Here is a 25,704-nt window from a genome sequence, read left to right on the forward strand (position 1 = left end):
GTATTGCAAATTGCGAGTTTCCCCCTTGTCAGCGCTGTGTGGCATTCTGCTGCTGACATGCATAATGGGATTCTCTTCCATTCTGGCATCTCCTGCGCAGGCCGCCAGAGATCGCGCCGAGCTCTATCGGGAGGCGCTGAGCGCGTTCCGGGCCCAGGATTATGTGCAGGCAGTAGCGATCTGGCGTGACCTGGCCGAGAAGGGTCACGCGGCAGCGCAGAACAATCTGGGTCTTTGCTACCTGAATGGGAAGGGCGTGAAGGTCGATCCAGAACGTGCACACAGCCTGTTCAGCGAGGCGGCAGAGCGGGGACGGGCTGCGGCACAGAACAACCTCGCCCGGACCTTCCTGAAAGGCTGGGGCGTGGAGCAGAACGAGGCCGAGGCCTATCGCTGGTATCTTGCCGCGGCGGAACAGGGTCACGCCAACGCCCAGAAGAACCTCGGCGTCATGCTGCTGCAAGGCACTGGTGTCGATGCCGACCCCGAAGCGGCATACGACTGGTTCCAGCGCGCCGCCGAGCAGGGCGAGCGACGGGCCTTCTATCAGCTTGGATTGATGTATGCGCGTGGTCTTGGTGTTGTCAGGGACTGGTCGAAGGCCGTCACCTACTTCAGGGAAGGTGCCGCACGCGGCGACGCCGGGTCGAGTTTCCTGCTGGCGGACGCGTTCGAGACCGGCAAGGGGGTCGATGTCGATGTCGATCAGGCCCTGCGCTGGTATCGCCGTGCGGCAGCGCGCGGTCATCGCAGGGCACTCGTGACGCTGGGAGAGAAGTTCCGCGACGGGACGAATGTGCAGCAGAACATCGCGCGCGCGATCATGTGGTTCGAACTGGCGGAACGCGCCGGTCACCGCCGCGCAGGTGAGACACTTGAGAAGTTGATGGATCAGGCGAATGAGCGCCAGATCGCCAAGGCAGGGCAGTTGCTCGAGCGGTTCCTGGGCAAGTTGAAGCCCCCCGCTCGCGCCAAATTCGAGGACCAGTCCGCATGAATGACCAACGCATCAACATCGTCGGCTTCGGTGCCATCCACAAGAGGTCGGTGCGGATCGCCGGGCATCCGACGAGCATTTCGCTGGAAGATGTCTTCTGGTCCGCCCTCCGCGAGATTGCCGACTCCCGTGGTCAGCGGCTGAGTTCGCTGGTCGAGGAAATCGACCGCAACCGCGATACGGCAAACCTGTCGAGCGCCATCCGCATCTTTGTCATGCAGACGTTCCGGCAGGCCGCGGGAAACCTGAGCATGCGGCAGGCAAGCTGAATACAGCGGCGGCGAAGCACGCCGCTGCCGGTGCCCTCACCTGACGAACCGACCTAGCGCGGGAATTCGAGGCCCATCTCTCGATAGCGTGCCGGGTCCTCCAGCCAGCGTTCCCTGACCTTCACGAACAAGAATAGGTGGACCGGGCGTTCCAGCAGTTCGGAGAGTTCCTCCCGCGCGGCCTGCCCGATCTGACGCATCGTACGTCCGCCCTTGCCCAACACGATGGGCTTGTGGCCGGTACGCGAGACATAGACGATCTGATCGATCCTGACGGACCCGTCCTTACGCTCCGTCCATTTCTCGGTCTCGACGGTCAGGGAATAGGGCAGTTCCTGATGCAGGCGCATGAACAGCTTTTCCCGCGTGATCTCGGCGGCCAGCAGGCGGCTCGGCATCTCCGACACCTGATCCTCCGGGTACAGCCACGGGCTTTCCGGAACCGAAGCCGCCATTGCGGCGCGCAGATCGTTCACCCCGTCGCCGTTCAGGGCGGAGATCATGAATATCCTGTCGATGCATTCGACATCGCCAAGCTGCGCCGCCAGTGCGAGCAGGGCATCCTTGCGCACCTGGTCGATCTTGTTCAGGGCCACCCAGATCTTCTTGCCTGCCTGACCCAGCCGCTTGAGGATCCTGTCGGTATCCTCCCCCACGCCGCGCTCCGCATCGATCAGCAACAGGGTACGGTCGGCCTCTTCCTGACCGGCCCAGGCCGCGTCCACCATCGCCTGTTCGAGCTTGCGCTTCGGCGCGAAGATGCCAGGGGTATCAACCAGGATGATCTGGCTCACCCCCTCCATGACAATCCCGACGACCCGGGCGCGGGTCGTCTGCACCTTGGGCGAAACGATGGAGACCTTCTGCCCCACAAGCTGGTTCAGCAGCGTCGATTTTCCGGCGTTCGGTGCGCCCACCAGCGCCACGAAGCCCGCCCTTGTCCTGTCTCCGTCCGCCGCCGACTTGTTCGCCACTTTCAGGTTCCCTGCAATTGTTTCAGAAGCTCGCGTGCGGCGCTCCGCTCCGCCTCCTTCTTCGATGGTCCCTGTGCTGTTGCCGTACCGAGGTCACATGCCGCCTCGATGGTGAACAGCGGGGCATGATCGGGGCCGTCCGTCGCAAGCACGGTGTACTTCGGCGGCTCGACCCCCCTGGCGTGGGCCAGCTCCTGGATCTCCGTCTTCGGATCGCGCGGGGCCTGCTTCAGGCCCGCCACACGATCGTGCCACAAACGCCGCACGAAATCCCGTGCCGCATCCAGACCACCCTCCAGATACAGCGCCGCTATCACCGCCTCGCAGGCGTCCGCCAGGATCGCGGGCTTGGTCGCCCCCCCGGTGCCACGCTCGGAGGCCGCCATGATCAGGCATCTGTCCAGCCCGATCTCCAGTGCCACCTCAGCCAGGGTCTCGCGCCGCACCAGTTCGTTGTAGCGGCTGGCGATGCGGCCCACGTCGGCCTGGCGGTAGAATTCGTAGAGCCATTCGGAGATCACGAGGCCAAGAACACGGTCACCGACGAACTCCAGACGCTCATAGTCACCGCGCCCCTTCCTGCCCTTCGCCAGTGCCGACGGATGTGTCAGGGCCAGGGAAAGAAGATCGGGATCGCGAAAGCTGTGGCCAAGAATCGCCTGCAGGTCTTCCAGCCCCGATGCGACGTCGCTCAAGGGTTCACTCCAGCGAGTCGCCCAGGCGACCGTAGCGGATGTTGCCGATCAGCTTCCAGACTTCGTACCAGTGGAAGTCGGTATCGATGCTGAAGAACAGGATCTCCGCGCGCCCGACCAGATTCTCCATCGGCACGAAGCCGACACCACCGGCACTGATCGGCACCCGGCTGTCGCTGGAATTGTCGCGGTTGTCGCCCATCATGAACAGGTGCCCCGGCGGCACGGTATAGACCTGCGTGTTGTCATCGCGACCCGTGGGACGCAGATCCAGCGTGCGATAGGTCCGGCCGTTGGGCAGGGTTTCCTCGAACTGCGACACGAAGCTCGTGCGGCCATATTCGTCCTGATAGGCGAAATCCTCGACGCGCTGGCGTTTCACCGGGCTGTCATTGATGTGCAGCACACCCTGTCGCATCTGGATACGGTCGCCGGGAAGTCCGATCAGGCGCTTGATGTAGTCGGTGTCATTGTCGCGCGGCGTCTTGAAGACGATCACGTCACCACGTTCCGGCTCACTGCCGAGGATCCGTCCGGAAAACAGGTCAGGACTGAATGGCAGCGAATGCTTGCTGTAGCCGTAGCTGTACTTGGAGACAAACAGGAAGTCGCCCACCAGCAGGGTCGGGACCATGCTGCGCGACGGAATGTTGAACGGCTCGAAGGCCACCGTGCGGATGACCAGCGCAATCAGTACCGCATAGACAACGGTCTTGATCGTCTCACCAATGCCGCCCTTGGATTTCGACGCCATTCCGTCTCTCTTGTCGTCTGTGGGTGCTGGGGTGCCCCGCCGGGCGAAGCAGTCTGTCTCAGCGCGTTGAGCACAGCGGCGAGATAGACCCCAAACACCCTGCCGCTGTCAACCGATCCGGGCCTCCAGGATGACCTGCGCCATCGCATAGGGTGCCTCGTCCGTCATCGAAAGATGCGCGACGACATGGTGTCCCTCCGGCGCCAGGGTCTGCATCGTGCGCGCGGCGGCACCCGAGAGCCGCAGCGACGGCTTGCCGTTGGGGGCCGACACGACTTCGATCTCGGTGAGGAAGGCATGTTCGCCGATGCCGGTTCCGACGGCCTTGGCGAAGGCCTCCTTCGCGGCATAGCGACGGGCATAGCGGGCGGCACGGTCAGCCCGCCCCTCGTTGACCGACTGTTCGTCGGGAGAGAAGCAACGATCGAGGAACCGCTGACCGAAGCGGTCAAGCGCGCCCTCGATCCGCCGCGTGTCACAGAGGTCGATGCCAAGCCCGACAATCATGCTGGCGGGCGCCCGGACTCAGGCACTGGCCTGCCCAAGTGCTTCCGCACGGGCCTTGTCGATCAGGCTGCGCATCCGGGTGATGGCGGAAGGCAGGCCGGAGAAAATGGCCTCGCCCATCAGGAAGTGTCCGATGTTCAGTTCCACGATCTCCGGGATTGCCGCAATATCGCCCACGGTATCGAAGGTCAGCCCGTGCCCGGCATGGATCTCCAGACCCATCGAGGCGCCATGGGCCGCCGCCTCCCTGATGCGCTGCAGGTGAGCGGCACGTTCCTCGCCCTCGCTGTCGCAATAGGCACCGACATGAAGCTCCACCACCGGCGCGCCCAGCGCCGTGGCCACATGCAGCTGCACCGGCGAAGGCTCGATGAACAGGGAGACGCGGATGCCCGCGTCGGTAAGCTGCTTCACCAATGGCGCAAGCTCGCGATGCTTGGCGGCCACATCCAGCCCGCCCTCGGTGGTACGCTCCTCCCGCTTCTCCGGCACGATGCAGGCGGCATGCGGCTTGTGGCGCAGCGCGATGGCCAGCATTTCATCCGTTGCGGCCATCTCCAGATTCAGCGGCACACTGATCTCCGCCGCCAGCCGGTCGATGTCATTGTCGGATATATGTCGCCGGTCCTCGCGCAGATGCGCGGTGATTCCGTCCGCGCCGGCCTCCGCAGCCTGTCGCGCCGCACGCACCGGGTCCGGATGGCCGCCCCCGCGGGCATTCCGGATCGTCGCCACATGGTCGATATTCACGCCCAGCCTGACACGGTTGATCATGCCACCTCTCCCGAAATTCGCGTCCACGACAGCAACATAGGCCAGTGCGCGGGAAAACGGAATCCTTGGCGCATGGTGATTCCGATGCCGGTCAGACGGTCCCTGCCAGATCTTGCAGCCAGTCCCCGGCGTCGCGTGCGTCCACCTCAGCCTCCCGCACCAGCGCGTCGAACTGCTCGGTCAGCATCCGTACCCGGTCACGGGACCGGAACGCCAGATAGAACCGACCGATGTAGACCACACCGACAAGCGGACCGAAGACCGTGACCGGTGCGGAGAAGATCCGCCGGGAATCGAACAGGAACAGCCGCAGCGACGGAAAGAAGTCCCGCACCGACGCCGCCATGCTGGTCAGCTGATCGCGCCGGACATCGGCCGACAGCCCCCGATAGTATCCCTGTCCGGCCGCGAAGGCATGCAGCTCGCCCAGCGAGACGGCCATCTCGAAGTCCGACTGGTTCTGCCGCATCAGTGCCAGCCGATCCTGCATCGCCCCGATGGCCTGTTCCGCGGTCTTGCCCAGCGTGCGCTCATACTCCCAGCGCAGCGTATCCTCGGTCTTCAGCATGTCTGGCAGGGTCGCGGGCACGTGGCGGATCTTGTAGCCGGCGGCCTCCCGATGCCAGTCCAGCAGTTCGTCATCCCACGCCGCGCGCGCCGCCTGGGTCACCGAGACCGCCGCCGCAATCACGTCACCGGGCCGCTCCGGCCGGTCGGTCAGGCCAAGCAGCCAGTCGGCGCTGACACCCAGCACCTGGGCGCAACAGGCCGCCAGATGGGCATTGGGCAGACGCCCCACCTCATCAGAGAGCAGTTGGGCAACGGTGGAGCGGTCGGCACCAGTCCGGCGCGCCAGTTCACTCCGGTTCATGGCTGACCGCTTCATGCCTTCCGCAAGCCGCGCCTGGAAAACCTCGGAACGCTCACGCTTGTCGAATAAATCATGCATGAGGAGATTTTTCTCCACAAGCATGATTTTTTCAATGGAATTCACAGAATACCCGCCCATCGGTCGATCGCCTATACCGGGGCCGACACCATCAGACGCGGAGGCACATTCGAGATGGACACCAACCTGCGCACCCTGGCGAAAACCGCGACCTGGCAGACATCCGGCCTGCTGGTGATGTGCGGCATCACCTACGCCGTCACCGGATCACTGGCAGATGGCGGCATCGTCGCGGTCATCGGCACGGCCACCGGCACGCTGGCCTACATGCTTCACGAACGCCTGTGGTCGCGGGTGAAATGGGGGCAGCTGAACGGGATGCAGCAGTGAACCCGGATCGACCGTCTACTCAGCGGCAACCGCAGTCTCGCTGACAGGTTCCGGGGAAGGCGTCATCCACCAGGTCCGCATCCTGCCCTTGCCCTTGATCTCGATCTCGCCGCGCGGTTCGAACCGGTAGATATCGCCCAGCGCCGCCACGACATCCTCGGTCACCTGGATCCGACCGCATTCGCCGGTCGTCTCCATGCGCGAGGCCGTGTTCACCGGGTCGCCCCAGAGGTCATAGAGAAAGCGGCTGTCACCCACCACACCAGCGATGATCGGCCCGCTGGAAATGCCGATACGGATTCCCAGCGGTGTGCCGTCGGGCCGGCTCATCCCCTCCACCGCACGCAGCATGTCGCAGGCCAGAGCGGCAATGTTGCGAATGTTGGAGGTTGACCCCGGCGGCGCACCGGAAGCGACCATGTAGGCATCGCCGATGGTCTTGATCTTCTCCACGCCATGTTGCGCGACCAGGGCATCGAACTTCTCGAACACATCGGAGAGCAGGGTCAGCGTCTCCTCCGGCTCGCAGGATGCCGCCAGTGTGGTGAAGTCCTGCAGATCGGCGAACAGCACTGCGACGTCGGACAACCGCTCGGTGGTATGTCCGTTCCCCTCCCGCAGCCGTTGCGCCACCGAGGCCGGCAGGATGCGGTCCAGCAGTTCCCGGGCCTTGTTGCGTTCCTGATCGATGATGACGGAGCGGGCAAAGGCCCTGCGGCGCAACAACTCCAGCCGCCGGGCGGCAAAGAGCCCCACGAGATTGGCCGAAATGATCAGCATCGCGCTCGACACGACCCGGATCGGGTCCGTGTCTTCCAGCGAAAAGGGAAAGGTGATGGCGAGGAAAAGGACCGTACTGATGGATGCCGTGACCACAGCCTGGATGTAGAACAGTGGAAAGAGGGAATAGATGATGAAGATCAACAGGATGAAGCCGGAATCCACTGGAAGCGGGTGGCCGCCGTAAACATTGGAAAGGGCCTGAAAGACGCATACCTCGACCGCGGCGAGATTGAGAAGCAAAGGCCAACGCGTCCGCCAGAAATCAAGATAGCTGAGCACATAGCCAACCAGCATCAGCCCGTTGAGCACGAACAGTCGCAACAGACCAAGCAGTTCGGCGTTCAGCCAGAGCCCGAAGAAATCCACCGGCACGAACACCGTGTTGAGTGCGATCCCGATCAGCAAGGCCCGGCGCACCTGCAACAGGTTGCCGTCCCGCATGGCGGCCTTGTAGCCGCGTTCCCATTCGATGTCCTTGAATTCGAGCGACACCCTGTCGAGCGGCGGCAGATCCCCCGCCGAATCGTCCTGTCGAACATGACCATGCAGGAATTTCATCGGCGCAGGATAGCGCAGCCGCCCAGCCTTGCCATCTGCAATCGGCAACCAAATGTTCCGGAAGGAATTTGTTGACCCTCAAGCCCTGCATCTTGTGCAACGCAGCATAACACCAACGCCGGTTCCAAGCGCAATGCCGCCACCTATATTGCAGTGCAGCATACGGTGTCATCGCGAAGATCCCACCGGTGCCTGTCCAAGAAACGGAGTATCCGATGTCTCCCCGGAATGCGCATGGCGAAAGCACGGCGCGCAAGCTTGAAGCTGTCGAAATCCAGAACATGATCCTCGAGGCCCGTGCAGTGCGCTCGGCGATGATCTCGAACCTGCTGATCAGCGGGTACCATGATGTTCGCAACTGGTTCGGCAATCTGATCCACAGCCGCCACAATGTAAGCGGCGCCTGATCCCCAATCCGACGAACCGATCCTGGCGCGTCGCCACTCCCTCCCCCCTGTGCTTCTGGTCGCACCAGTTGATCAGCGGCAACGGTGGCGCGTCAGGATTCGGGTCTTCCCGGTTGAATCGCAGATTTGATTCGAAACCGGTTGCCGAAAGATTCGCCAATATTCCGGTTTCGTTCGAAAAAGGGATTCAAACCACGGTCCCGTAGCCCTGAGCGGATCAGTACTGCCGCAACCTTACAGGGAATGTCCTGAACCCGCGAAATCGTGCACGACCGGTTCGCGCTGACGGACCGTCGGGTTCAATGGTCGCGAAGCGGTCCAGCAGGCCACGGATAGCGATCCGTCCCTCCATCCGCGCCAGCGTGTTGCCCATGCAGACATGCGCCCCCCAGCCGAAGGCCAGGTGGCGGTTCGGGCTGCGGGTGATGTCCAGCCTGTCCGGATCAGGGAACATCGCAGGATCGCGATTGGCGGCACCGATGCCGAGATGGATGACCGTGCCTGGCGACAGGACTTCGTCGCCGATGCGTGTTTCGACTGTGACCCGCCGATTGCCGAGCTGGTTCGAACTCTCGAAGCGCAGGAACTCCTCGATCGCGCTGTCCATCATCTCGGGGTTGTCGCGCAGACGCTGCAGTTCCCCGGGAAAGGCCAGCAGGGCGGCGATCCCGTTGCCGATCAGATTGGTCGTGGTCTCGTGCCCGGCGTTCAGCAGGAAGATGCAGTTCTGGATCAGCTCTTCCTCGGTCAGCCCCTCTCCCTCGACCTCCCCCATGATCAGGCGGGAGAGGATGTCGTCGTCGCGCAGCGCCTTGCGCCGTTCGTCGATCAGGTCCTTGAGATAGGCCGAGAAGCCCTCCACTGCCGCATTGCCACGATGCAGATGGTCATCACTGATGACCGGCTCCAGCGCCCCCAGGATCGTCACCGCCCAGTCGCGCAGCCGGTCGCGGTCGGCCACCGGCACCCCCAGCATGTCGCAGATCACCCCGACCGGCAGCGCGAACGCGAAGTCACCGATCAGATCAACCTGCTGCCGCGCCGCAGCATCGTCCAGAAAGCCGTCGACCATGGCAATGATGGATGGTTCCATCTGGCGCATGGCGCGGGGCGTGAAGGCCTCCGCCAGCAGCTTGCGGACACGGGTGTGCAACGGCGGGTCGTTGAAGACCAGACTGGTGGTGTGATGCCTGTACAGCCCGCCGTCACCGAACTTCGGCCCGAACTCCTTCGTCTTGTCAGACGACATGCGGCGGTCGCGATAGACCTCCAGCACATCCGCGTAGCGGCTGAGGAACACGGACCCGTCCGGCATCCGGTGAACAGGACTGTGGTGGCGCAGCGCGTGGTAGACCGGAAACGGGTCTTCCAGGAACGCAGGCGTCAGCTTGTAGAGATTGAACTCCCGCGCCACCGCCGCTGCTGCCACCTGTTCCATCTCAGCGGGCCAGGAAACCACCGTCGATGGGCAGTTCGACACCTGTGACGAACTTGCCGGAGTCGGCGACCAGGTACAGCACACCTTCCGCGATGTCCCGCGCCTCCCCGATCCGGCCCAGCGGTGTCGCGCGGATCATGCGCTTCTTGATGAAGGATTCGCCGAATTCCTCCACCACCGTGTCCAGCATCCCCGTCTCGATGAAGCCCGGATGCACCGAATTGATCCGGATCGGATAGCGCAGCGAGGTGCATTCCATGGCCGCGGCCTTGGTCAGCGTACGGACACCGCCCTTCGACGCCGAATAGGCCCCGATCATCGACGCGCCCGCAATACCGTAGATCGACGATGTATTGACGATGGCACCGCCCGACTGCTTCATCGCCCGGATGCCATGCTTGATGCCCAGGAACACGCCATCCATGTTGATGGCCATGTGAGCCTGCCAGTCGGCAAGGGTGACATCCTCCAGCGGAATGGTCTCCGTCCGGACCCCGGCATTGTTGAACAGGATGCTGACCGTGCCGAACTCGGCGGCCTTGGCAAAGGCCGCTTCCCACTGCGCCTCATCCGCCACGTCGTGACGCAGGAACGCGGCCTTGCCGCCCGCCGCATTGATGCCCTCCACCACGGCCTGACCGCTTTCCACGGCCACATCGGTGACGAGCACTGCCGCGCCTTCCGCGGCCAGCAGTTCCGCCGTCGCGCGCCCGATACCCGATGAACCGCCCGTGACGATTGCCACCTTGCCGGCAACCCGGCCCTTGCCACTCTCGCTCATGTCATCCTCCCCAGGAAATGAATGTGCCGTGACGATAGACCGTTTCGTCGCCCGATGGAATTCGCACCCTGACATGTCCCTGCCCCCCTGACGCAGGAAAGCGAACCGGTCTATGGTGCGCCACAGAGACTGACACCGACCCTGGGGAGGCGCGCCTTGTCCGATCTGATCCTGCACCACTATGACGGCTCACCGTTCGCGGAGAAGGTGCGGCTGATGCTGGGGCTGAAGGGACTGGAATGGCGCTCCGTCGATATTCCGAACATCATGCCGAAGCCGGACCTGATGCCGCTCACCGGGGGCTACAGGAAGACACCCGTGCTGCAGATCGGTGCAGACATCTATTGTGATACCAAGCTGATCGCGGACGAACTGGAACGGCGGTACCCGGACCCGACACTGATGACGGGCGGCCTGGGGCTGGCGCAGGCGATCTCCGGCTTTGCGGAGACCGGGATGTTCTGGACCATCGCCGGCTTCGTCATGGGCACCATTGCCGACAGGATGCCACCCGCCTTTCACGAGGACCGGGCACGGATGCGCGGCGCGACGAGTGTCAATATCGACAAGCTGAAGGCCGCGGTACCGGGCCATCTGGAGCAGTTGAAACCGCAACTCGCCTGGGCGGCTGACCTGATCGACGGCAAGGCTGCCTTTCTGGCGGGCGGCACGCCGGGCCTGGCCGATCTGACGCTCTACCACCCGCTCTGGTTCATGGCGAATGCCGGGCGCAAGGTGGGTGCCGTCCTGAACGACTATCCGGCACTGACCGGTTACATGGAACGGGTCGCGGCCATCGGACACGGCACGAAACAGGACATGACCGGGCCGGACGCCCTGTCCGTTGCCGCCGCAGCGACCCCCGATGCAACAACCGGCGTGGCGGAGAATGCGGAGGGCTGGCAGGCGGGCGATCAGGTGTCCGTCACACCGCTGGACTACGCCCGCGATCCGGTTGTCGGCACGCTCGACGCCTACAACGGCCAGCGCATCGCGGTCCGTCGCACGGACGAGAAGGTCGGCGAGATTGTCGTGCATTTCCCGCGCGTGGGCTTTGCCATTCGCGCCACGAAGCAGAACTGAAACACCAGAACCACGGAGACCAGAGGGATGTTCATTTCAGGGGCATGGACGGACGCTGCATCGTCCGGAACGTTCGACGTCATCAACCCGGCAACGGGGGAAGTGATCACCCAGGTACCCGACGGCGGACGTGACGACGCAAGACGGGCCATCGACGCGGCGCATGACGCCTTTCGTGGCTGGGCCGGGACCACGGCCTATGAACGCTCCGCCATCCTGCGCCGCGCCTACGACCTGATGCTGGAACGCAAGGAACATCTGGCCCGCACGATGACGGAGGAGCAGGGCAAGCCGATCCGCGCTGCCCGGACGGAGGTTCAGTACGGCGCCGACTTCCTGCTCTGGTTCTCGGAGGAGGCGAAGCGGAACTATGGCGAGACCATCCCCTCCCCCCGCTCCGACCAGCGTTTCATCGTGCTGCATCAGCCGGTTGGCGTCGTCGCCGCAGTTACGCCCTGGAACTATCCCGTCTCCATGATCACCCGGAAGGTCGGGCCGGCACTCGCCGCCGGCTGCACCGTAGTGCTGAAACCGGCAGAGGCGACACCGCTCTGCGCCATCGAGATCTTCAAGATCCTGGCCGAGGCCGGTGTGCCGGATGGCGTCATCAATCTGGTGACGGCGCTTGACCCGAAACCGATCGGCGACGAGTTCACCACCAACCCGAAGGTCCGCAAGCTCACCTTCACCGGCTCCACGGCTGTCGGGCGGATGCTTGCCGGGCAGGCCGCCGCCAACATGAAACGTGTTTCATGCGAGTTGGGTGGCCATGCACCGTTCATGGTCTTCAAGGATGCGGACCCGGTGCACGCCGCCAAGGGCGCGCAACTGGTGAAGTTCCTGAACACCGGCCAGGCCTGCATCAGCCCCAATCGTCTCTATGTCCACTCCTCCCTCGCCGATGCCTTCACCGGCACGCTGGCCGACCGGGTCGGAAAGATGAAGGCAGGGTCGGGCTTCGACGATGGTGTCGGCATCGGACCGCTGGTGAACGCGAAGGCGGTGGACAAGGTCGCCCGTCAGGTCGATGACGCCCGCGACAAGGGTGCCGAGGTCGTGCTTGGCGGCAACCGCCTGACCGAAGGCGCGCTGGGACAGGGCTTCTTCTATGCCCCGACGATCCTGACCGGCGTCAATCCGGCCATGGACATCTATCGGGAGGAAACCTTCGGCCCCGTCGCCCCGATCATCCCCTTCGATGATGAGGAAGAGGCACTGAGCCTCGCCAACGACACCCACTACGGCCTCGCCGCCTATGTCTACACCCGCGACATCGGCCGCGCGTTCCGCATGTTCGAAGGGCTGGATTTCGGCATCATCGGCGTCAATGACATCAACCCCAGCGCCGCCGCCGCCCCCTTCGGCGGCATGAAGGACTCCGGTCTGGGCCGCGAAGGGGCGCGGGAAGGCATCGCCGAGTATCTGGAGACCAAGCTGGGCGGCTTCTCGATCTGATCCGACGTGCAGGCTGCACGCCTGCCGGGGTCAGGCGGATCCTGAAATGAAAGGGGCAGGTCGGGAATGATCATCCCGCCTGCCCCTGCCAGTTCTCGCTTCACCGGGTCGGGTGAAGCCTGTCGTTCGGAATCACCGCTCAGGTATTCGCCGCCTCGCCGATATTGTCGACGCCACGTTCCTCCACGACCGTCGTCAGCCAGTCGGGATCCATCTCCGGCACCGACGACAGCAGCAGGTCGGTATAGGGATGATGCGGCGGGGTGAACATCTCGTTCTTCGGCCCCTGCTCCACCACCTTGCCCTGCTTCATCACTACCACCTCGTCCGCGATGGAGCGCACCGTGGCAAGGTCATGGGTGATGAACATGTAGGCGAGGTTGAGTTCCTTCTGCAGCCGGTCCAGCAGCTTCAGGATCCCCTCCGCCACAAGCTGGTCGAGGGCGCTCGTCACCTCGTCGCAGATGATGAAGGTCGGGTCCGCCGCCAGCGCCCGGGCGATGCCGATACGCTGCTTCTGCCCGCCCGAAAGCTCCGGCGGATAGCGGTTGTAGTACTTCGACGGCTCCAGCTCGATCAGGTCCAGCAGTTCGTCGACACGGCTCTTCAGGGCACCGCCCTTCAGCCCGCCGTAGAAGGCAGCGGGCCGCCCGATGATCTCGCTGATCAGCACTTTCGGGTTCAGTGCCGTATCGGCCATCTGGTAGATCATCTGCGCCTGACGCAGCTGGTCCTTGGTCCGCTTCCGGTAGTCGGCGGGCAGCTCCTCGCCATTGAACAGGATACGTCCCTTGGTCGGCGGCAGCAGGCCCGTGATGCAGCGCGCCGTGGTCGACTTGCCCGAGCCGGACTCGCCCACAACCGCGACAGTCATGCCTGCGTAGATGTCGAAGGAAACATCCTCCAGCACCTTCACCGGGCCATATGCGGCGTCGATGTTTTCCACCGACACGACCGGAACGGCATCCCCTGTCGGGCGCGCTTTCTGGTCCCGCTGGAAGCTGCGCACCGCCCAGAGGGACTTGGTATATTCCTCCTGCGGGTTCTCCAGCATGGAGCGGGTGTCGGATTCCTCGACCTCATTGCCCTTCAGCAGCACCTTGATGGTGTCTGCCATCTGGGCCACGACCGCGAGGTCATGGGTGATGTAGATCGCGGCGGTATTGTACTGCTCCACGATATCGCGGATCGCCAGCAGCACCTCGATCTGCGTGGTCACGTCCAGCGCCGTCGTCGGCTCATCGAAGATGATCAGGTCAGGACGGCAGGCCATGGCCATGGCGGTCATTGCCCGCTGCAACTGCCCGCCGGAGACCTGGTGCGGATAGCGGAAACCGATCTCGCGCGGGTTCGGCAGACGGAGCTTCTCGTAAAGCTCCATCGCGTCTTCCTGGCTGTCCTGCCGTTTCCTGATGTTGTAGTGGACCGGCGTTTCGGTGTGCTGGTCGATCAGCCGATGCGCCGGATTGAACGATGCCGCCGCTGACTGGGCCACATAGGCGATGCGGGACCCTCGCAAGGCCCGCCGGTCGGATTCCGGCGTCGTGGTCAGTTCCAGGCCATCGAATTCGACCGAGCCGCTGGCGATCCGGCAGCCGTCACGGGCGTAGCCCATGGCGGCCAGCCCGATGGTCGACTTGCCGGCCCCGGACTCCCCGATCAGACCCATGACCTCACCCCGGTGCAGGGTCAGATCGATGCCATGGACAATCTCGATCCACTTCTCGTCGGAATATCCCTCGATCTTGAGATCGCGGATTTCCAGCAGGACGTCGCGTTTGCTTTCCATGCTCATCACTCCTTCAGGCCGGACGACCGGTACAGCATCCAGTCGACGACAAAGTTCACGGAGACCGTCAGCAGCGCGATGGCTGCCGCCGGGATCAGCGGCGTGATCTCACCGAAGGAGATCAGGGTGGCGTTCTCCCGCACCATGGAGCCCCAGTCCGCCGTCGGCGGCTGGATACCCAGGCCCAGGAACGACAGGCCGGCGATCAGCAGGAACACGAAGCAGAACTCCAGCCCGAACTCCGCCACCAGCGGCGCCATGGAGTTCGGCAGGATCTCCCGACGGATCAGGTAGAAGATGCCCTCACCGCGCAGGCGCGCCGCCTCGATGTAATCCATCACCACGATGTTGCCGGCGACCGCACGGGTCAGTCGGAAGACACGTGGCGAATAGATCACCGCCACGATGCAGATCATGACGAACATGTTGGTGCCGAAGATCGACAGGATCAGCAGGGCGAAGATCAGCGACGGGATCGACATGATCACATCGGCGAACCGGCCCATGAACTGGTCGAACCAGCCCCCGACCGTCGCGGCCATCAGACCGGCGAAGGCGCCCATGACGAAGGCCGCTACGGTCGCGACCAGCGCCAGACCGACCGTGTTCCGCGCGCCATAGATCAGACGGCTGAACAGGTCGCGGCCAAGCTGGTCGCCCCCGAGCAGCAGTGTCTCATCCGCTGGCGCAAAGGCCTCCGTGATGATCTCCGCCTCCCCGAAGGGGGCGATGATCGGTGCGAAGATGCCTGCGATGGCGTAGACGCCGATGACGAACAGGCCGAAGGTCGCCGTCAGGGGGGCGGTGCGGAACGCCTTCGCGACCTCCCGCGGCAGCACGATGACCAGGAACTCCCGGAAGGCGTAGGCCGTGCCCGCGCAGAACGCGATGGCCCCCGCCGCCAGTGTGATGCTCCAGAGCCAGGACTCGCCGCCCAGAATGCCCACCACGAAGGAGACGAGCATCAGGGAGAAGAGCAGCAGGAACGCACCACGCTTGTTGGTGTAGGCCGCGAGACAGGAAGCCCCGATCAGCAGCGCAAAGTAGCCGATGACAAAGTAATTCATTTCCCGGCCCTCACTTCTTGTACCGAAGCCGCGGATTGGTGAGGATCGCCCCCACGTCAGCCGCCAGATTCAGCAGGATGAAAGTTGCCGCGAAGATCAGGCAGCAGGCCTGAACGACAGGGAAATCGCGCTTGGTCACCGCATCGACCAGCAACTGGCCGATCCCCGGATAGACGAAGACAACCTCCACCAGCACGACACCGGTGATCAGATAGGCCAGGTTCAGCGCAACGACGTTGATGATCGGCGCCCAGGCGTTGGGCAGCGCGTGCTTCACGATCACCTTCCAGGCCGGCATGCCCTTGACCCGCGCCATCTCGATGTAGGGTGAGGCAAGCAGGCTGATGATCGCGGCTCGCGTCATCCGCATCATGTGCGCAACGACCACGAGGACCATCGTCAGTGCCGGCAGGAACGTCCTGTCCAGCAACTCGAGGAACGTCATGTCGGTACTGAGCTTGGCAATCGCGGGGAATGCACCCGTCTTCACCGAGAGGTAGAGGATCAGGATGTAGCCGAGGAAGAACTCCGGCGACGATATCGACGTCAGGGTCAGCACGTTGGCGACCCGGTCGAACAGTGTGTTGCGCAGCAGCGCGACCACGATACCCAGCATGATCGCGACGGGAACAGCGATCACGGCAGCATATCCGGCGAGGAACAGCGTGTTCAGGAACCGGGGGGCAATCGCCTCCGACACCGATGTCTGCGACACCAGTGAAACACCGAAGTCACCGACCACTGCACCGGCCAGCCAGTCGAAATAGCGTACGGGCGCCGGGTCGTTCAGGCCCAGCTGTTCCCGCAAGGCGGCAACGTTCTCTTCCGTCGCACCCTGTCCAAGCACGGCCTGGGCAATATCGCCCGGCAGCATCTCAACGGCCCCGAAAATGATGACTGAGATCACGAAAAGCGTGAGCAGTCCCAATCCGAGGCGCTTTAGTACGATGTTCACGACATCGCCCATAACACGTCCCCCTCTGGATACGTCTGAAGTCTTCCCTGCGTTGCCGGACGGTCCGGCAGCCCCGAATTTCCTTTTGATCCGCCTCTTTTCCCGAAGCGGTTGACGAAACCTGATTGTGTAACAGGGGTGTAACCCTTGTCCATCCCGATGCGGCGCTTTCAGACGATCACTATTCTGAATACGACACGGGGAACCACCGGCCCCGGCGGCAAGAGGTGATGGATTACCCAAAAGGAACAGGCCCCCGGAATCGCTTCCGGGGGCCTGCCAAACCGTTCAACGCCCGAAGGATCTCCGGGCTGCATCGGGTCAGGATCAGCCGTCGAACCACCAGCGGCTGACACCACGTGCACCGTCGACCTGCCAGCTTGCGGCCAGATCCGGGCCATGCATGACGTTCTTGCGGCGTGCATAGACGAAGTTGGTGAACATCGGAATGATGGTCCCGCCGTCGTCGCGCGCCAGAACCTGCATCTCGCGATACATTTCCGCCCGCTTGGCCTGATCCAGTTCGGCCTTTGCCTGCAGCAGCAGTTCGTTGAACCGCGCGTTCTGCCAGCGGCTCTCGTTCCAGGCCGCATCATCCTTGTAGGCAAGGCTGAGCATGACGTCCGGCGTCGGACGCGCGCCCCACTGCACCATGCAGAACGGCTTCTTCAGCCAGACGTCGGAGTAGTAGCCGTCGTTCGGCTCACGCACGACATTGATGTTGATGCCGGCCTTCTTCGCCTGCTCAGCATAGAGCACGCACATGTCGACCGCACCGGAGTACACGCTGTCGGCGGTGGACAGGTTGATCGACAGGTTCTCGTGCCCGGCCTTCTTCAGCAGGGACTTGGCCTGATCCGGATCATACTTGCGCTGCGGCAGGTCGGCCCAGTACGGCATGTTCGGCGAAACGTGCACGTCGTTGCCTGGGATGGCGGTGCCGAAGGCGATCTTCTGGATGATCTCCTCCCGATCCATCGCCAGCTTCAGCGCCAGACGCACGTTCACATCATCGAACGGCGCGGTATCACAGAACATCGGCATGGTAATCGCGGCGCCGCTCGGCACGTTGTCCACTTCGATGTTCGGGTTCCGCTTCAGCAGGCTCAGGGTCTTCAGATCCACCGCGGTGACCGCATCGACGTCGCCGGTCACCAGCGCGGTCTGACGCGCGTTCGGATCGTTCAGCACCAGGATCTCCGCGCTGTCGAAGTACGCGCCCTCACCATGCCAGCCGTCGTGGCGGGTCAGTTCGTAGCTGACGCCGAACTCGGCATTGTTCAGCTTGTAGGGGCCGGAGCCGTCGCCGGTCTGCCAGTTCAGGGTGCCGTCGGCATTGGCCGGGCAGATTGCCAGATGATAGTCGGTCATCAGCCAGGGCAGGTCGGCATTGCCGGACGCGAGCTTGAAGGTCACGCCGTTGGAGCCGGACTTCACGATATCGTCCACATCCTTCAGCAGCGCCTTGGCTGCGGAAGTGCTCTTGTCACCACGATGGTGGTTCATGGAGGCGATGACATCGTCCTGCGTCACCGGCTTGCCGCTGTGGAACGTGGCACCCGAGACGATCTCGAAGGTCCATTCCTTGGCATCCGGGGTTGCCGACCATGAAGTGGCCAGATCGCCGCCAAGGGTATTGTCCGGATTGATCTGCGTCAGGTAGCTGCGGAACGTGTGCGCCAACTGGATCATGGAGAAGGTGACGTAGGTGCCGGGGTCATGCGTGTCACCCGTATTGCCGTCATGCGCGCCGAGGCGGAAGTTGCCACCCTTCTTCGGTGCGGCCATCGCGACCTTGGATGACCAGGCGCCGGTCGCGACCGCACCGGCAACGCCGGCGGCGCTGGCATAGCGCATGAAATCACGGCGTGAAAGACGGCCCAGACGCGCCTCCTTCACCATCCGTTCGAGAAGTTCCGGATCAAGATTCCCTGACATATATAGCCTCCTGTTGGCCCGTTTGATGGGCACATTCGTGGTTACGTTCTGAGTTGACCGTAACATCCCATGACAAGCATGTCTGCCCGCCCCATGAACGCTCTGTTCAAACTGCGACCTATCCTTGGACATATCCGGCATCACTTCAACCCGTCGAAAAGACGCGGTTTCCCCAACGAAAGACAAATCGACTGCTTGTCTCAGGGAAGGCAGCGACATGTCGCAATTGGACGTGTTTCTTGTTTCGCCACGCCCATAGTAACGTCCCAGCAACCGGCGGCGACGCATCACGACGAGCCCGCCGATCACCACGGAGAACGCGCGTGTCAGGTCTGGCGGAACGCAAGGGTGTCTGGAAGTCCGGCAAGGGCAAGGGACGCCGCACACCGAAGGGGCGTCAGCTTGATGACAGCGCCCTGGACGAGGTCCGGACACTGCTCGGCGACCGTTCGCGCCGTCGCGACCTTCTGATCGAACACCTTCATCTGATCCAGGACCGGTTTGGCCATCTGTCGGCGGCGCATCTGCGCGCGCTGGCGGAGGAAATGCGGCTGTCGATGGCGGAGGTGTTCGAGGTTGCGACCTTCTACGCGCATTTCGATGTGGTGAAGGAAGGCGAGACCCCGCCGCCACCTCTGACCATCAGGGTATGCGACTCCCTGTCCTGTGAACTCGCCGGCGCCCAGGGCCTGCTCCGGGACCTGAAGGGCGCGCTGCCTGCTGATCAGGTTCGCGTCGTGCGTGCCCCCTGCATGGGCCGGTGCGATACCGCACCGGTACTGGAGATCGGACACAATCACATCGACCATGCGGATGCCGCGAAGGTGAATGACGCAATCCGGGCCGACGACACCCATGCGCATCTGCCCGATTACCAGACCTTCGACAGCTACCGCGATGCCGGCGGCTACGCCCAACTGGAACAGTTGCGGGCCGGATCGCGGACACCGGATGAGGTGCAGGAGACCATTCTGGAGTCCGGCCTGCGCGGCCTCGGCGGCGCAGGTTTCCCCTCCGGTCGCAAGTGGTCCTTCGTGCGCGGCTATGCCGGTCCGCGCTACCTTGCCGTCAATGGTGACGAGGGCGAGCCGGGCACCTTCAAGGACCGCTACTGGCTGGAGCGGGAGCCGCACCTGTTTCTGGAGGGCGCACTGATCGCGACCTGGGCCGTCGAGGCCGAACGCATCTTCATCTACATGCGCGACGAATACCCTGCGGTGCTGGAGATCCTGCGCCGGGAGATCGCAGCACTGGAGGCTGCCGGACTTGTCGCGCCGGGCTTCTTCGACCTGCGGCGCGGCGCGGGGGCCTACATCTGCGGCGAAGAGAGCGCGATGATCGAGAGCATCGAGGGCAAGCGCGGCCTGCCCCGCCATCGCCCGCCCTACGTCGCCGAAGTCGGCGTCTTCGGCCGCCCCACACTGGTCCACAACGTCGAGACGCTGCACTGGATCGCGCGCATCGTGCGTGAAGGGCCGGAGATACTGAACAGCGTCGAGCACAACGGCCGGAAAGGCCTGCGGTCCTATTCCGTCTCGGGTCGCGTGCAGGAACCGGGGGTGAAGCTGCTGCCCGCCGGATCAACCATCCTGGACATCATCGATGCCTGCGGCGGCATGCTGGAAGGTCATGCTTTCAAGGCCTATCAGCCGGGCGGCCCCTCCTCGGGCCTGTTGCCTGCCAGCCTGAACGACGTGCCGCTGGATTTCGACACGCTGCAGCCGCATGGCTCCTTCATCGGTTCCGCCGCGGTTGTCGTTCTGTCCGATCACGACAGCGCCCGCGCCGCCGCCCTGAACATGCTCCGCTTCTTCGAGGACGAGAGCTGCGGCCAGTGCACCCCCTGCCGTGTCGGCTGCGAGAAGGCGGTGAAGCTGATGCAGGCGGACACATGGGATCAGGGCCTGCTGGAGGAACTCAGTCAGACACTGGTCGATGCATCGATCTGCGGGCTGGGCCAGGCCGCCCCGAATCCGATCCGTCTGACCATGAAGCATTTCCCGGAGGAGATCTGATGCGGCACCTCGCGCTGATCGCCGTCGGGCTGGTACTGGGTGTTGCCGGGACACTCGGGATTCAGCATTTCACCTCCGCGCACGATGATCATGCGCCGTACGCCGGACAGCAGACCCGGCTGGTCGCCAGCCTCAGCGACAGTGATGTCGATGCTCTGAGCGAGGGCAAGGGCTGGGGGTTGGCCAAGCCGGCTGAACTGAACGGCTATCCCGGTCCCCTGCACGTACTTGAACTCGCGGGCGACCTCGGTCTCGACGGGAAACAGCGCGACACCGTACAGCGTTCGTTCGAGCGCATGCAGTCCAGGGCCCGCGAACTCGGCCATGCCCTGATTGTGGCGGAAGCCGAGATCGACGCCCTGTTCAAGACGGCAACCGCTGATCCGGAAACCCTGAATGCGCGTCTTGCCGTCTCCGAAAGGCTGCGCAGCGAACTCAGAGCAAGCCATCTTCTGGCGCACATTGAAGTGACGCCGGTCCTGACCGCCGATCAGCGCGCGACCTACAAACACCTGCGTGGTTACGACCATGCACATGGGAGTCACTGACATGGCCGATCCGATCAGTTTCTCACTCGACGGAAAGACCGTTGTCGCCCGGGAAGGCGAGACCATCTGGGAGATTGCGAAGCGTGAAGGCACGCTGATCCCGCACCTCTGTCACGCCGACCAGCCGGGCTATCGCGCCGACGGCAACTGCCGCGCCTGCATGGTGGAGATCGACGGGGAACGCACCCTTGCCGCATCCTGCATCCGCACGCCGACAGACGGGATGGTGGTGAAGACCGCAAGCGACCGGGCCACCAGCGCCCGAAAGTCGGTCATAGAGATGCTGCTGGCCGACCAGCCGGAACGGGAAAGCGCGCACGACCGCTCCTCCCACTTCTGGCAGATGGCGGACATGCAGGGCGTTTCGGAGAGCCGCTATCCGGCGCTGGAGCAGGACCGCGTTCCCCTGCTGGACGGCTCCCACGTGGCGATGCGGGTCAACCTGGACGCCTGCATCCACTGCAATCTCTGCGTCCGCGCCTGCCGTGAGGTACAGGTCAATGACGTGATCGGCATGGCCTACCGGGGCCATGACGCCGCGATCAGCTTCGACTTCGATGATCCGATGGGCAGCAGCACCTGCGTCGCCTGTGGTGAATGCGTGCAGGCCTGCCCCACCGGTGCCCTGATGCCCGCGACAGCCGTGGACGCGGCGGAGACCGGTGACTCCGCCGCCTACGATCGCGAAGTGAAGTCCGTCTGTCCCTATTGCGGTGTCGGCTGCCAGCTCAGTTTCAAGATCCGCGACGACAGGATTGCCTGGGTCGATGGTGTCGATGGTCCGGCCAACGAACAGCGGCTTTGCGTGAAGGGCCGTTTCGGTTTCGACTACGTCGATCACCCGCACCGGCTGACGAAACCGCTGATCCGCCGCGACGACGCCCCGGCGAAGGGGCTGAACGTCGATCCTGCCAATCTTGCCCCCCACTTCCGGGAAGCAAGCTGGGAGGAAGCGCTGGAACGCGCGGTCGGCGGCATGGCCAGCCTGCGCGACAGCAGCGGCGGGCAGGCAATCGCCGGATTCGGCTCCGCCAAGTGCTCCAACGAAGAGGCCTACCTGTTCCAGAAGCTGATCCGTCAGGGCTTCGGCCACAACAATGTCGATCACTGCACCCGGCTCTGCCACGCCTCTTCCGTTGCCGCGCTGATGGAGAATGTCGGTTCCGGCGCCGTGACCGCGACCTTCAACGAGATCGAGAACGCCGACTGCGCCATCGTCATCGGGGCCAACCCGGTGGAGAACCACCCCGTCGCCGCCACCTACTTCAAGCAGTTCGCCAAGCGCGGCGGCAAGCTGATCGTCATGGATCCGCGCGGTGTCGGTCTGGGCCGTCACGCCACCCACATGCTGCGGTTCCGCCCCGGTACCGACGTGTCGATGCTGAACGCGATCATGCATGTGATCGTGGAGGAGGAACTCTACGACCGGCAGTACATCGACGGCTTCACGGAGAACTGGGACGCCATGAAGGCGCATCTGGCCGACTTCCCGCCGGAGAAGATGGCGGAGGTCTGTGGCGTCGATGCCGAAACACTGCGCGCCGTGGCACGGGAATTCGCCAACGCGAAGGCGGGCATGATCTTCTGGGGCATGGGCATTTCCCAGCACATCCACGGCACCGACAATTCCCGCTGCCTGATCTCGCTGGCGCTGATGTGCGGCCATGTGGGCCGCCCCGGATCGGGCCTGCATCCGCTGCGCGGGCAGAACAACGTGCAGGGTGCGTCAGATGCCGGTCTGATCCCGATGTTCCTGCCCGACTACCAGAGCGTCACGGATGACGGCGTGCGGTCGATGTTCAATGACATCTGGCAGAACGAGCGTGATTTCTCCGCCGAGAAGGGCCTGACGGTTGTCGAGATCATGGATGCCGTCCACGACGGGCAGATCCGGGGCATGTACATCATGGGCGAGAACCCGGCCATGTCGGACCCGGACGTCGAACACGCCCGCGCCGCACTGGCGAAGCTGGACCACCTGGTGGTGCAGGACATCTTCCTGACCGAGACCGGGAACTATGCCGACGTCATCCTGCCCGCGACCGCCTGGGCGGAAAAGGCGGGAACGGTGACCAACACCAATCGCCAGGTACAGCTTGGCCGCCCCGCTGTCGCGGCACCGGGGGAGGCCCGGCCGGACTGGTGGATCACCATCCAGATCGCGCGCGGACTCGGCCTCGACTGGACCTATGAGCACCCGCGTGACGTCTTCAACGAAATGAAACGGTCGATGAAGTCGTTCGACAACATCACCTGGGAACGGCTGGAGGCAGAGGCGGCGGTGACCTATCCCAGCCTCAGCCCCGAGGATCCCGGCCAGCCCATCGTCTTCGGCGACGGGTTCCCGCGTGCAGGGGGCCGTGCCCGTTTCACCCCCGCCAGCATCGTTGCACCGGATGAGGTTCCGGACAGCGCGTACCCGATGGTGCTGATCACCGGGCGACAGCTGGAACACTGGCACACGGGGTCCATGACCCGCCGCACCGGTGTGCTGGACGGGCTGGAGCCGGAGGCGACCTGTTCGCTGAACCCGAAGACCATCCGCGACCTCGGCATCCAGCCGGGTGACATGGTGCGCCTGACCACCCGGCGCGGCAGCCTGACGGTGATGGCACGGGCGGACCGGGCGGTGTCGGAGGGCAATGTCTTCATGCCCTTCGCCTTCGTCGAGGCGGCAGCAAACACGCTCACCAATCCGGCGCTGGACCCCTACGGAAAGATCCCGGAGTTCAAGTTCTCGGCCGTGCGTGTCGAAGCCGCGACGGAAACCGTCGCTGCGGAGTAGGCCCCGGTCATCTTTGACCGTTAGACGGTATCTGCAGACAGAAACCCCAGACACAGGGAGTCCGTGAGCGATGGCCCACATGAGCGACATCGAAATTGCCCGCGCCGCCACCAAGCAGCCCATCCAGGCCGTCGGTGCCAAGCTGGACATCCCCACCGAGGCGCTGCTGCCCTACGGCCACGACAAGGCCAAGATCTCGCAGGACTTCATCGCTGCCCAGGCCGACAAGCCAAATGGCAAGCTGATCCTGGTCACCGCCGTGAACCCCACCCCTGCGGGTGAGGGCAAGACCACGACGACTGTCGGACTGGGCGATGGCCTGAACGCCATCGGCAAGCGCGCCGCGATCTGTATCCGCGAAGCCTCCCTCGGCCCCTGCTTCGGCATGAAGGGCGGTGCGGCTGGCGGCGGCTACGCCCAGGTGATCCCGATGGAGGACATCAACCTCCATTTCACCGGCGACTTCCACGCCATCACCTCCGCGCACAACCTGCTGTCGGCCATGATCGACAACCATATCCACTGGGGCAACAGCCTGGGCATCGATGCCCGCCGCGTGGCCTGGCGCCGGGTGCTGGACATGAACGACCGCGCCCTGCGCGACGTGGTACTGAGCCTCGGCGGCATCGGCAACGGGTTCCCGCGCCAGAGCGGCTTCGACATCACCGTCGCCTCCGAGGTCATGGCGATCCTGTGCCTCGCCACCAATCTGGAAGACCTGCAGAAGCGGCTGGGTGACATCATCATCGCCTACCGCCGCGACCGCACGCCGATCTACTGCCGTGACCTGAATGCGGATGGCGCCATGACGGTGCTGCTTAAGGATGCGATGCAGCCGAACCTGGTGCAGACGCTGGAGAACAATCCGGCCTTCGTGCATGGCGGCCCCTTTGCAAACATCGCCCACGGCTGCAACTCCGTCGCCGCGACCCAGACGGCGCTGAAGCTCGCCGACTATGTGGTGACGGAAGCCGGTTTCGGTGCCGACCTGGGCGCCGAGAAATTCATGAACATCAAGTGCCGCAAGGCCGGCCTGGCACCGGACGCGGTTGTCATCGTCGCCACCGTGCGCGCCATGAAGATGAACGGCGGCGTCGCCAAGGATGATCTGGGTGCGGAGAACGTCGATGCGGTGAAGAAGGGCTGCGCCAATCTGGGTCGCCACATCGAGAACGTGAAGTCGTTCGGCGTGCCCGCTGTCGTCGCCATCAACCATTTCGTCGCCGACACGGATGCGGAGATCGAGGCGGTGAAGGCATTCGTCGAATCCATGGGTTCGGAAGCCATTGTCTGCCGTCACTGGGCCAACGGCTCCGCCGGCATCCTCGACCTGGCGCACCGGGTGGTGGAGATCGCCGACAGCGGCATGTCCCAGTTCAGCCCGCTCTACCCCGACGAGATGCCGCTGTTCGAGAAGATCGAGACCATCGCCAAGCGCATCTATCGCGCCGACGAGGTGCTGGCCGACAAGGCGATCCGCAACCAGTTGCGCAAGTGGGAAGCGGACGGCTATGGCCATCTGCCGGTCTGCATGGCGAAGACCCAGTACAGCTTCTCCACCGATCCGAACCTGCGTGGCGCACCGACCGGTCACTCCCTGCCCGTGCGGGAAGTGCGCCTGTCCGCCGGTGCCGGTTTCATCGTCGTCATCTGCGGTGAGGTCATGACCATGCCGGGCTTGCCGAAGGTTCCGGCAGCGGAGCAGATCATGCTGAACGACGCCGGGGACATCGAAGGCCTGTTCTGACCGCATCGTCCGCCAATGCTCCCGGCAGGTGGCTCACGGGCTTGACTGACGTCCCCACGGTGATAGGTCCTGTCCCACCCTGCACAGGGTGCGGGCCGGATCACGA

The 25,704-nt window shown here is 63.9% G+C and carries 23 protein-coding genes; 10 read left to right on the forward strand and 13 right to left on the reverse strand.

What is annotated here, in order from left to right; all coding sequences use genetic code 11:
- Positions 1 to 64 precede the first annotated feature (64 nt).
- Positions 65 to 997, forward strand: coding sequence for a tetratricopeptide repeat protein (locus tag QGV55_RS10720; protein ID WP_281016813.1), 933 nt, complete (start codon positions 65 to 67; stop codon positions 995 to 997).
- Positions 994 to 1,266, forward strand: coding sequence for a ribbon-helix-helix domain-containing protein (locus tag QGV55_RS10725; RefSeq protein WP_281016812.1), 273 nt, complete (start codon positions 994 to 996; stop codon positions 1,264 to 1,266). Before QGV55_RS10720 ends, QGV55_RS10725 begins: the two co-directional genes overlap by 4 nt.
- A 53-nt stretch (positions 1,267 to 1,319) precedes the next feature.
- Here the strand turns inward: QGV55_RS10725 and era are convergent, their stop codons facing one another.
- The 6 genes from era to QGV55_RS10755 form a co-directional block, all read right to left on the reverse strand.
- Positions 1,320 to 2,240, reverse strand: coding sequence for a GTPase Era (gene era / locus QGV55_RS10730; RefSeq protein ID WP_281016811.1), 921 nt, complete (start codon positions 2,238 to 2,240; stop codon positions 1,320 to 1,322).
- Positions 2,241 to 2,242: 2 nt separating this feature from the next.
- A complete protein-coding gene (gene rnc, locus QGV55_RS10735; RefSeq protein ID WP_281016810.1) occupies positions 2,243 to 2,935 on the reverse strand; it encodes a ribonuclease III in 693 nt (230 codons plus the stop codon).
- 4 nt (positions 2,936 to 2,939) lie between these two features.
- Positions 2,940 to 3,689, reverse strand: coding sequence for a signal peptidase I (lepB, locus tag QGV55_RS10740; protein WP_281016809.1), 750 nt, complete (start codon positions 3,687 to 3,689; stop codon positions 2,940 to 2,942).
- Positions 3,690 to 3,797: 108 nt separating this feature from the next.
- Positions 3,798 to 4,196, reverse strand: a complete 399-nt coding sequence (gene acpS / locus QGV55_RS10745; protein ID WP_281016808.1) for a holo-ACP synthase — start codon at positions 4,194 to 4,196, stop codon at positions 3,798 to 3,800.
- An 18-nt stretch (positions 4,197 to 4,214) separates the two neighbouring features.
- Positions 4,215 to 4,970, reverse strand: a complete 756-nt coding sequence (locus QGV55_RS10750) for a pyridoxine 5'-phosphate synthase (protein WP_281016807.1) — start codon at positions 4,968 to 4,970, stop codon at positions 4,215 to 4,217.
- A 91-nt stretch (positions 4,971 to 5,061) separates the two neighbouring features.
- Positions 5,062 to 5,919, reverse strand: a complete 858-nt coding sequence (locus tag QGV55_RS10755) for a helix-turn-helix transcriptional regulator (RefSeq protein WP_281016806.1) — start codon at positions 5,917 to 5,919, stop codon at positions 5,062 to 5,064.
- 114 nt (positions 5,920 to 6,033) lie between these two features.
- Between QGV55_RS10755 and QGV55_RS10760 the strand changes: the two genes are divergently transcribed.
- The gene (locus tag QGV55_RS10760; RefSeq protein WP_281016805.1) at positions 6,034 to 6,249 is read left to right on the forward strand and encodes a DUF2061 domain-containing protein; all 216 of its coding nucleotides are present in this window, start codon (positions 6,034 to 6,036) and stop codon (positions 6,247 to 6,249) included.
- A gap of 15 nt (positions 6,250 to 6,264) precedes the next feature.
- Here QGV55_RS10760 and QGV55_RS10765 read toward each other — a convergent pair whose 3' ends face one another.
- Positions 6,265 to 7,638: an adenylate/guanylate cyclase domain-containing protein gene (locus QGV55_RS10765; RefSeq protein WP_281016804.1), complete on the reverse strand. Its 1,374-nt coding sequence runs from the start codon at positions 7,636 to 7,638 to the stop codon at positions 6,265 to 6,267.
- A 167-nt stretch (positions 7,639 to 7,805) separates the two neighbouring features.
- Between QGV55_RS10765 and QGV55_RS10770 the strand changes: the two genes are divergently transcribed.
- A complete protein-coding gene (locus tag QGV55_RS10770) occupies positions 7,806 to 7,997 on the forward strand; it encodes a hypothetical protein (protein ID WP_281016803.1) in 192 nt (63 codons plus the stop codon).
- Positions 7,998 to 8,214: 217 nt separating this feature from the next.
- On the opposite strand, the gene QGV55_RS10775 is transcribed toward QGV55_RS10770, so the two are convergent.
- Positions 8,215 to 9,426, reverse strand: a complete 1,212-nt coding sequence (locus QGV55_RS10775) for a cytochrome P450 (RefSeq protein WP_281016802.1) — start codon at positions 9,424 to 9,426, stop codon at positions 8,215 to 8,217.
- Between the two features lie 10 nt (positions 9,427 to 9,436).
- Entirely contained in the window at positions 9,437 to 10,216 is a 780-nt protein-coding gene (locus QGV55_RS10780; RefSeq protein ID WP_281016801.1) for a glucose 1-dehydrogenase, read from the reverse strand.
- Between the two features lie 156 nt (positions 10,217 to 10,372).
- On the opposite strand from QGV55_RS10780, the gene QGV55_RS10785 reads away from it, so the two are divergent.
- Together QGV55_RS10785 and QGV55_RS10790 are read left to right on the forward strand one after the other, a co-directional pair.
- Complete coding sequence (locus tag QGV55_RS10785) at positions 10,373 to 11,299, forward strand: glutathione S-transferase family protein (RefSeq protein ID WP_281016800.1); 927 nt, start codon at positions 10,373 to 10,375, stop codon at positions 11,297 to 11,299.
- Between the two features lie 27 nt (positions 11,300 to 11,326).
- Positions 11,327 to 12,754 (forward strand): NAD-dependent succinate-semialdehyde dehydrogenase, encoded by a 1,428-nt coding sequence (locus tag QGV55_RS10790; protein WP_281016799.1) that lies wholly within the window; start codon positions 11,327 to 11,329, stop codon positions 12,752 to 12,754.
- Positions 12,755 to 12,893: 139 nt separating this feature from the next.
- On the opposite strand, the gene QGV55_RS10795 is transcribed toward QGV55_RS10790, so the two are convergent.
- The 4 genes from QGV55_RS10795 to QGV55_RS10810 all read right to left on the reverse strand — a co-directional run bounded on the left by QGV55_RS10795 (position 12,894) and on the right by QGV55_RS10810 (position 18,503).
- A complete protein-coding gene (locus tag QGV55_RS10795; protein ID WP_281016798.1) occupies positions 12,894 to 14,543 on the reverse strand; it encodes an ABC transporter ATP-binding protein in 1,650 nt (549 codons plus the stop codon).
- A gap of 5 nt (positions 14,544 to 14,548) precedes the next feature.
- Positions 14,549 to 15,610, reverse strand: a complete 1,062-nt coding sequence (locus QGV55_RS10800; RefSeq protein ID WP_281016797.1) for an ABC transporter permease — start codon at positions 15,608 to 15,610, stop codon at positions 14,549 to 14,551.
- Between the two features lie 10 nt (positions 15,611 to 15,620).
- Positions 15,621 to 16,577: an ABC transporter permease gene (locus tag QGV55_RS10805; RefSeq protein ID WP_281016796.1), complete on the reverse strand. Its 957-nt coding sequence runs from the start codon at positions 16,575 to 16,577 to the stop codon at positions 15,621 to 15,623.
- A 315-nt stretch (positions 16,578 to 16,892) separates the two neighbouring features.
- Positions 16,893 to 18,503 (reverse strand): ABC transporter substrate-binding protein, encoded by a 1,611-nt coding sequence (locus QGV55_RS10810; RefSeq protein ID WP_281016795.1) that lies wholly within the window; start codon positions 18,501 to 18,503, stop codon positions 16,893 to 16,895.
- 323 nt (positions 18,504 to 18,826) lie between these two features.
- On the opposite strand from QGV55_RS10810, the gene QGV55_RS10815 reads away from it, so the two are divergent.
- The 4 genes from QGV55_RS10815 (at position 18,827) to QGV55_RS10830 (ending at position 25,598) form a co-directional block, all read left to right on the forward strand.
- The gene (locus QGV55_RS10815; protein ID WP_281016794.1) at positions 18,827 to 20,518 is read left to right on the forward strand and encodes an NAD(P)H-dependent oxidoreductase subunit E; all 1,692 of its coding nucleotides are present in this window, start codon (positions 18,827 to 18,829) and stop codon (positions 20,516 to 20,518) included.
- Positions 20,518 to 21,066 carry a periplasmic heavy metal sensor gene (locus QGV55_RS10820; protein WP_281016793.1) on the forward strand — a complete coding sequence of 183 codons (549 nt, stop codon included), beginning with the start codon at positions 20,518 to 20,520 and terminating at the stop codon, positions 21,064 to 21,066. Before QGV55_RS10815 ends, QGV55_RS10820 begins: the two co-directional genes overlap by 1 nt.
- Before the next feature lies 1 nt (position 21,067).
- The gene (gene fdhF, locus QGV55_RS10825) at positions 21,068 to 23,851 is read left to right on the forward strand and encodes a formate dehydrogenase subunit alpha (protein WP_281016792.1); all 2,784 of its coding nucleotides are present in this window, start codon (positions 21,068 to 21,070) and stop codon (positions 23,849 to 23,851) included.
- Positions 23,852 to 23,921: 70 nt separating this feature from the next.
- On the forward strand, positions 23,922 to 25,598 hold the full coding sequence (locus QGV55_RS10830; RefSeq protein ID WP_348637616.1) for a formate--tetrahydrofolate ligase: 1,677 nt from the start codon (positions 23,922 to 23,924) through the stop codon (positions 25,596 to 25,598).
- The last annotated feature ends 106 nt before the right edge of the window (positions 25,599 to 25,704 follow it).

Source organism: Minwuia sp. IMCC3009 (assembly GCF_029909415.1).
In the GTDB taxonomy this organism is placed as follows: domain Bacteria; phylum Pseudomonadota; class Alphaproteobacteria; order Minwuiales; family Minwuiaceae; genus Minwuia.

What these genes read in the sequence shown, in the direction of transcription:
- fdhF (WP_281016792.1), top strand. Translation starts at nt 21,068, where the DNA reads ATGGCCGATCCGATCAGTTTCTCACTCGACGGAAAGACCGTTGTCGCC.
- QGV55_RS10810 (WP_281016795.1), bottom strand. Translation starts at nt 18,503, where the DNA reads ATGTCAGGGAATCTTGATCCGGAACTTCTCGAACGGATGGTGAAGGAG.
- QGV55_RS10720 (WP_281016813.1), top strand. Translation starts at nt 65, where the DNA reads ATGGGATTCTCTTCCATTCTGGCATCTCCTGCGCAGGCCGCCAGAGAT.
- QGV55_RS10755 (WP_281016806.1), bottom strand. Translation starts at nt 5,919, where the DNA reads ATGCATGATTTATTCGACAAGCGTGAGCGTTCCGAGGTTTTCCAGGCG.
- QGV55_RS10800 (WP_281016797.1), bottom strand. Translation starts at nt 15,610, where the DNA reads ATGAATTACTTTGTCATCGGCTACTTTGCGCTGCTGATCGGGGCTTCC.
- QGV55_RS10790 (WP_281016799.1), top strand. Translation starts at nt 11,327, where the DNA reads ATGTTCATTTCAGGGGCATGGACGGACGCTGCATCGTCCGGAACGTTC.
- QGV55_RS10805 (WP_281016796.1), bottom strand. Translation starts at nt 16,577, where the DNA reads ATGGGCGATGTCGTGAACATCGTACTAAAGCGCCTCGGATTGGGACTG.
- QGV55_RS10760 (WP_281016805.1), top strand. Translation starts at nt 6,034, where the DNA reads ATGGACACCAACCTGCGCACCCTGGCGAAAACCGCGACCTGGCAGACA.
- QGV55_RS10830 (WP_348637616.1), top strand. Translation starts at nt 23,922, where the DNA reads ATGGCCCACATGAGCGACATCGAAATTGCCCGCGCCGCCACCAAGCAG.
- QGV55_RS10725 (WP_281016812.1), top strand. Translation starts at nt 994, where the DNA reads ATGAATGACCAACGCATCAACATCGTCGGCTTCGGTGCCATCCACAAG.
- QGV55_RS10780 (WP_281016801.1), bottom strand. Translation starts at nt 10,216, where the DNA reads ATGAGCGAGAGTGGCAAGGGCCGGGTTGCCGGCAAGGTGGCAATCGTC.
- QGV55_RS10820 (WP_281016793.1), top strand. Translation starts at nt 20,518, where the DNA reads ATGCGGCACCTCGCGCTGATCGCCGTCGGGCTGGTACTGGGTGTTGCC.
- lepB (WP_281016809.1), bottom strand. Translation starts at nt 3,689, where the DNA reads ATGGCGTCGAAATCCAAGGGCGGCATTGGTGAGACGATCAAGACCGTT.
- acpS (WP_281016808.1), bottom strand. Translation starts at nt 4,196, where the DNA reads ATGATTGTCGGGCTTGGCATCGACCTCTGTGACACGCGGCGGATCGAG.
- QGV55_RS10770 (WP_281016803.1), top strand. Translation starts at nt 7,806, where the DNA reads ATGTCTCCCCGGAATGCGCATGGCGAAAGCACGGCGCGCAAGCTTGAA.
- QGV55_RS10750 (WP_281016807.1), bottom strand. Translation starts at nt 4,970, where the DNA reads ATGATCAACCGTGTCAGGCTGGGCGTGAATATCGACCATGTGGCGACG.
- QGV55_RS10795 (WP_281016798.1), bottom strand. Translation starts at nt 14,543, where the DNA reads ATGGAAAGCAAACGCGACGTCCTGCTGGAAATCCGCGATCTCAAGATC.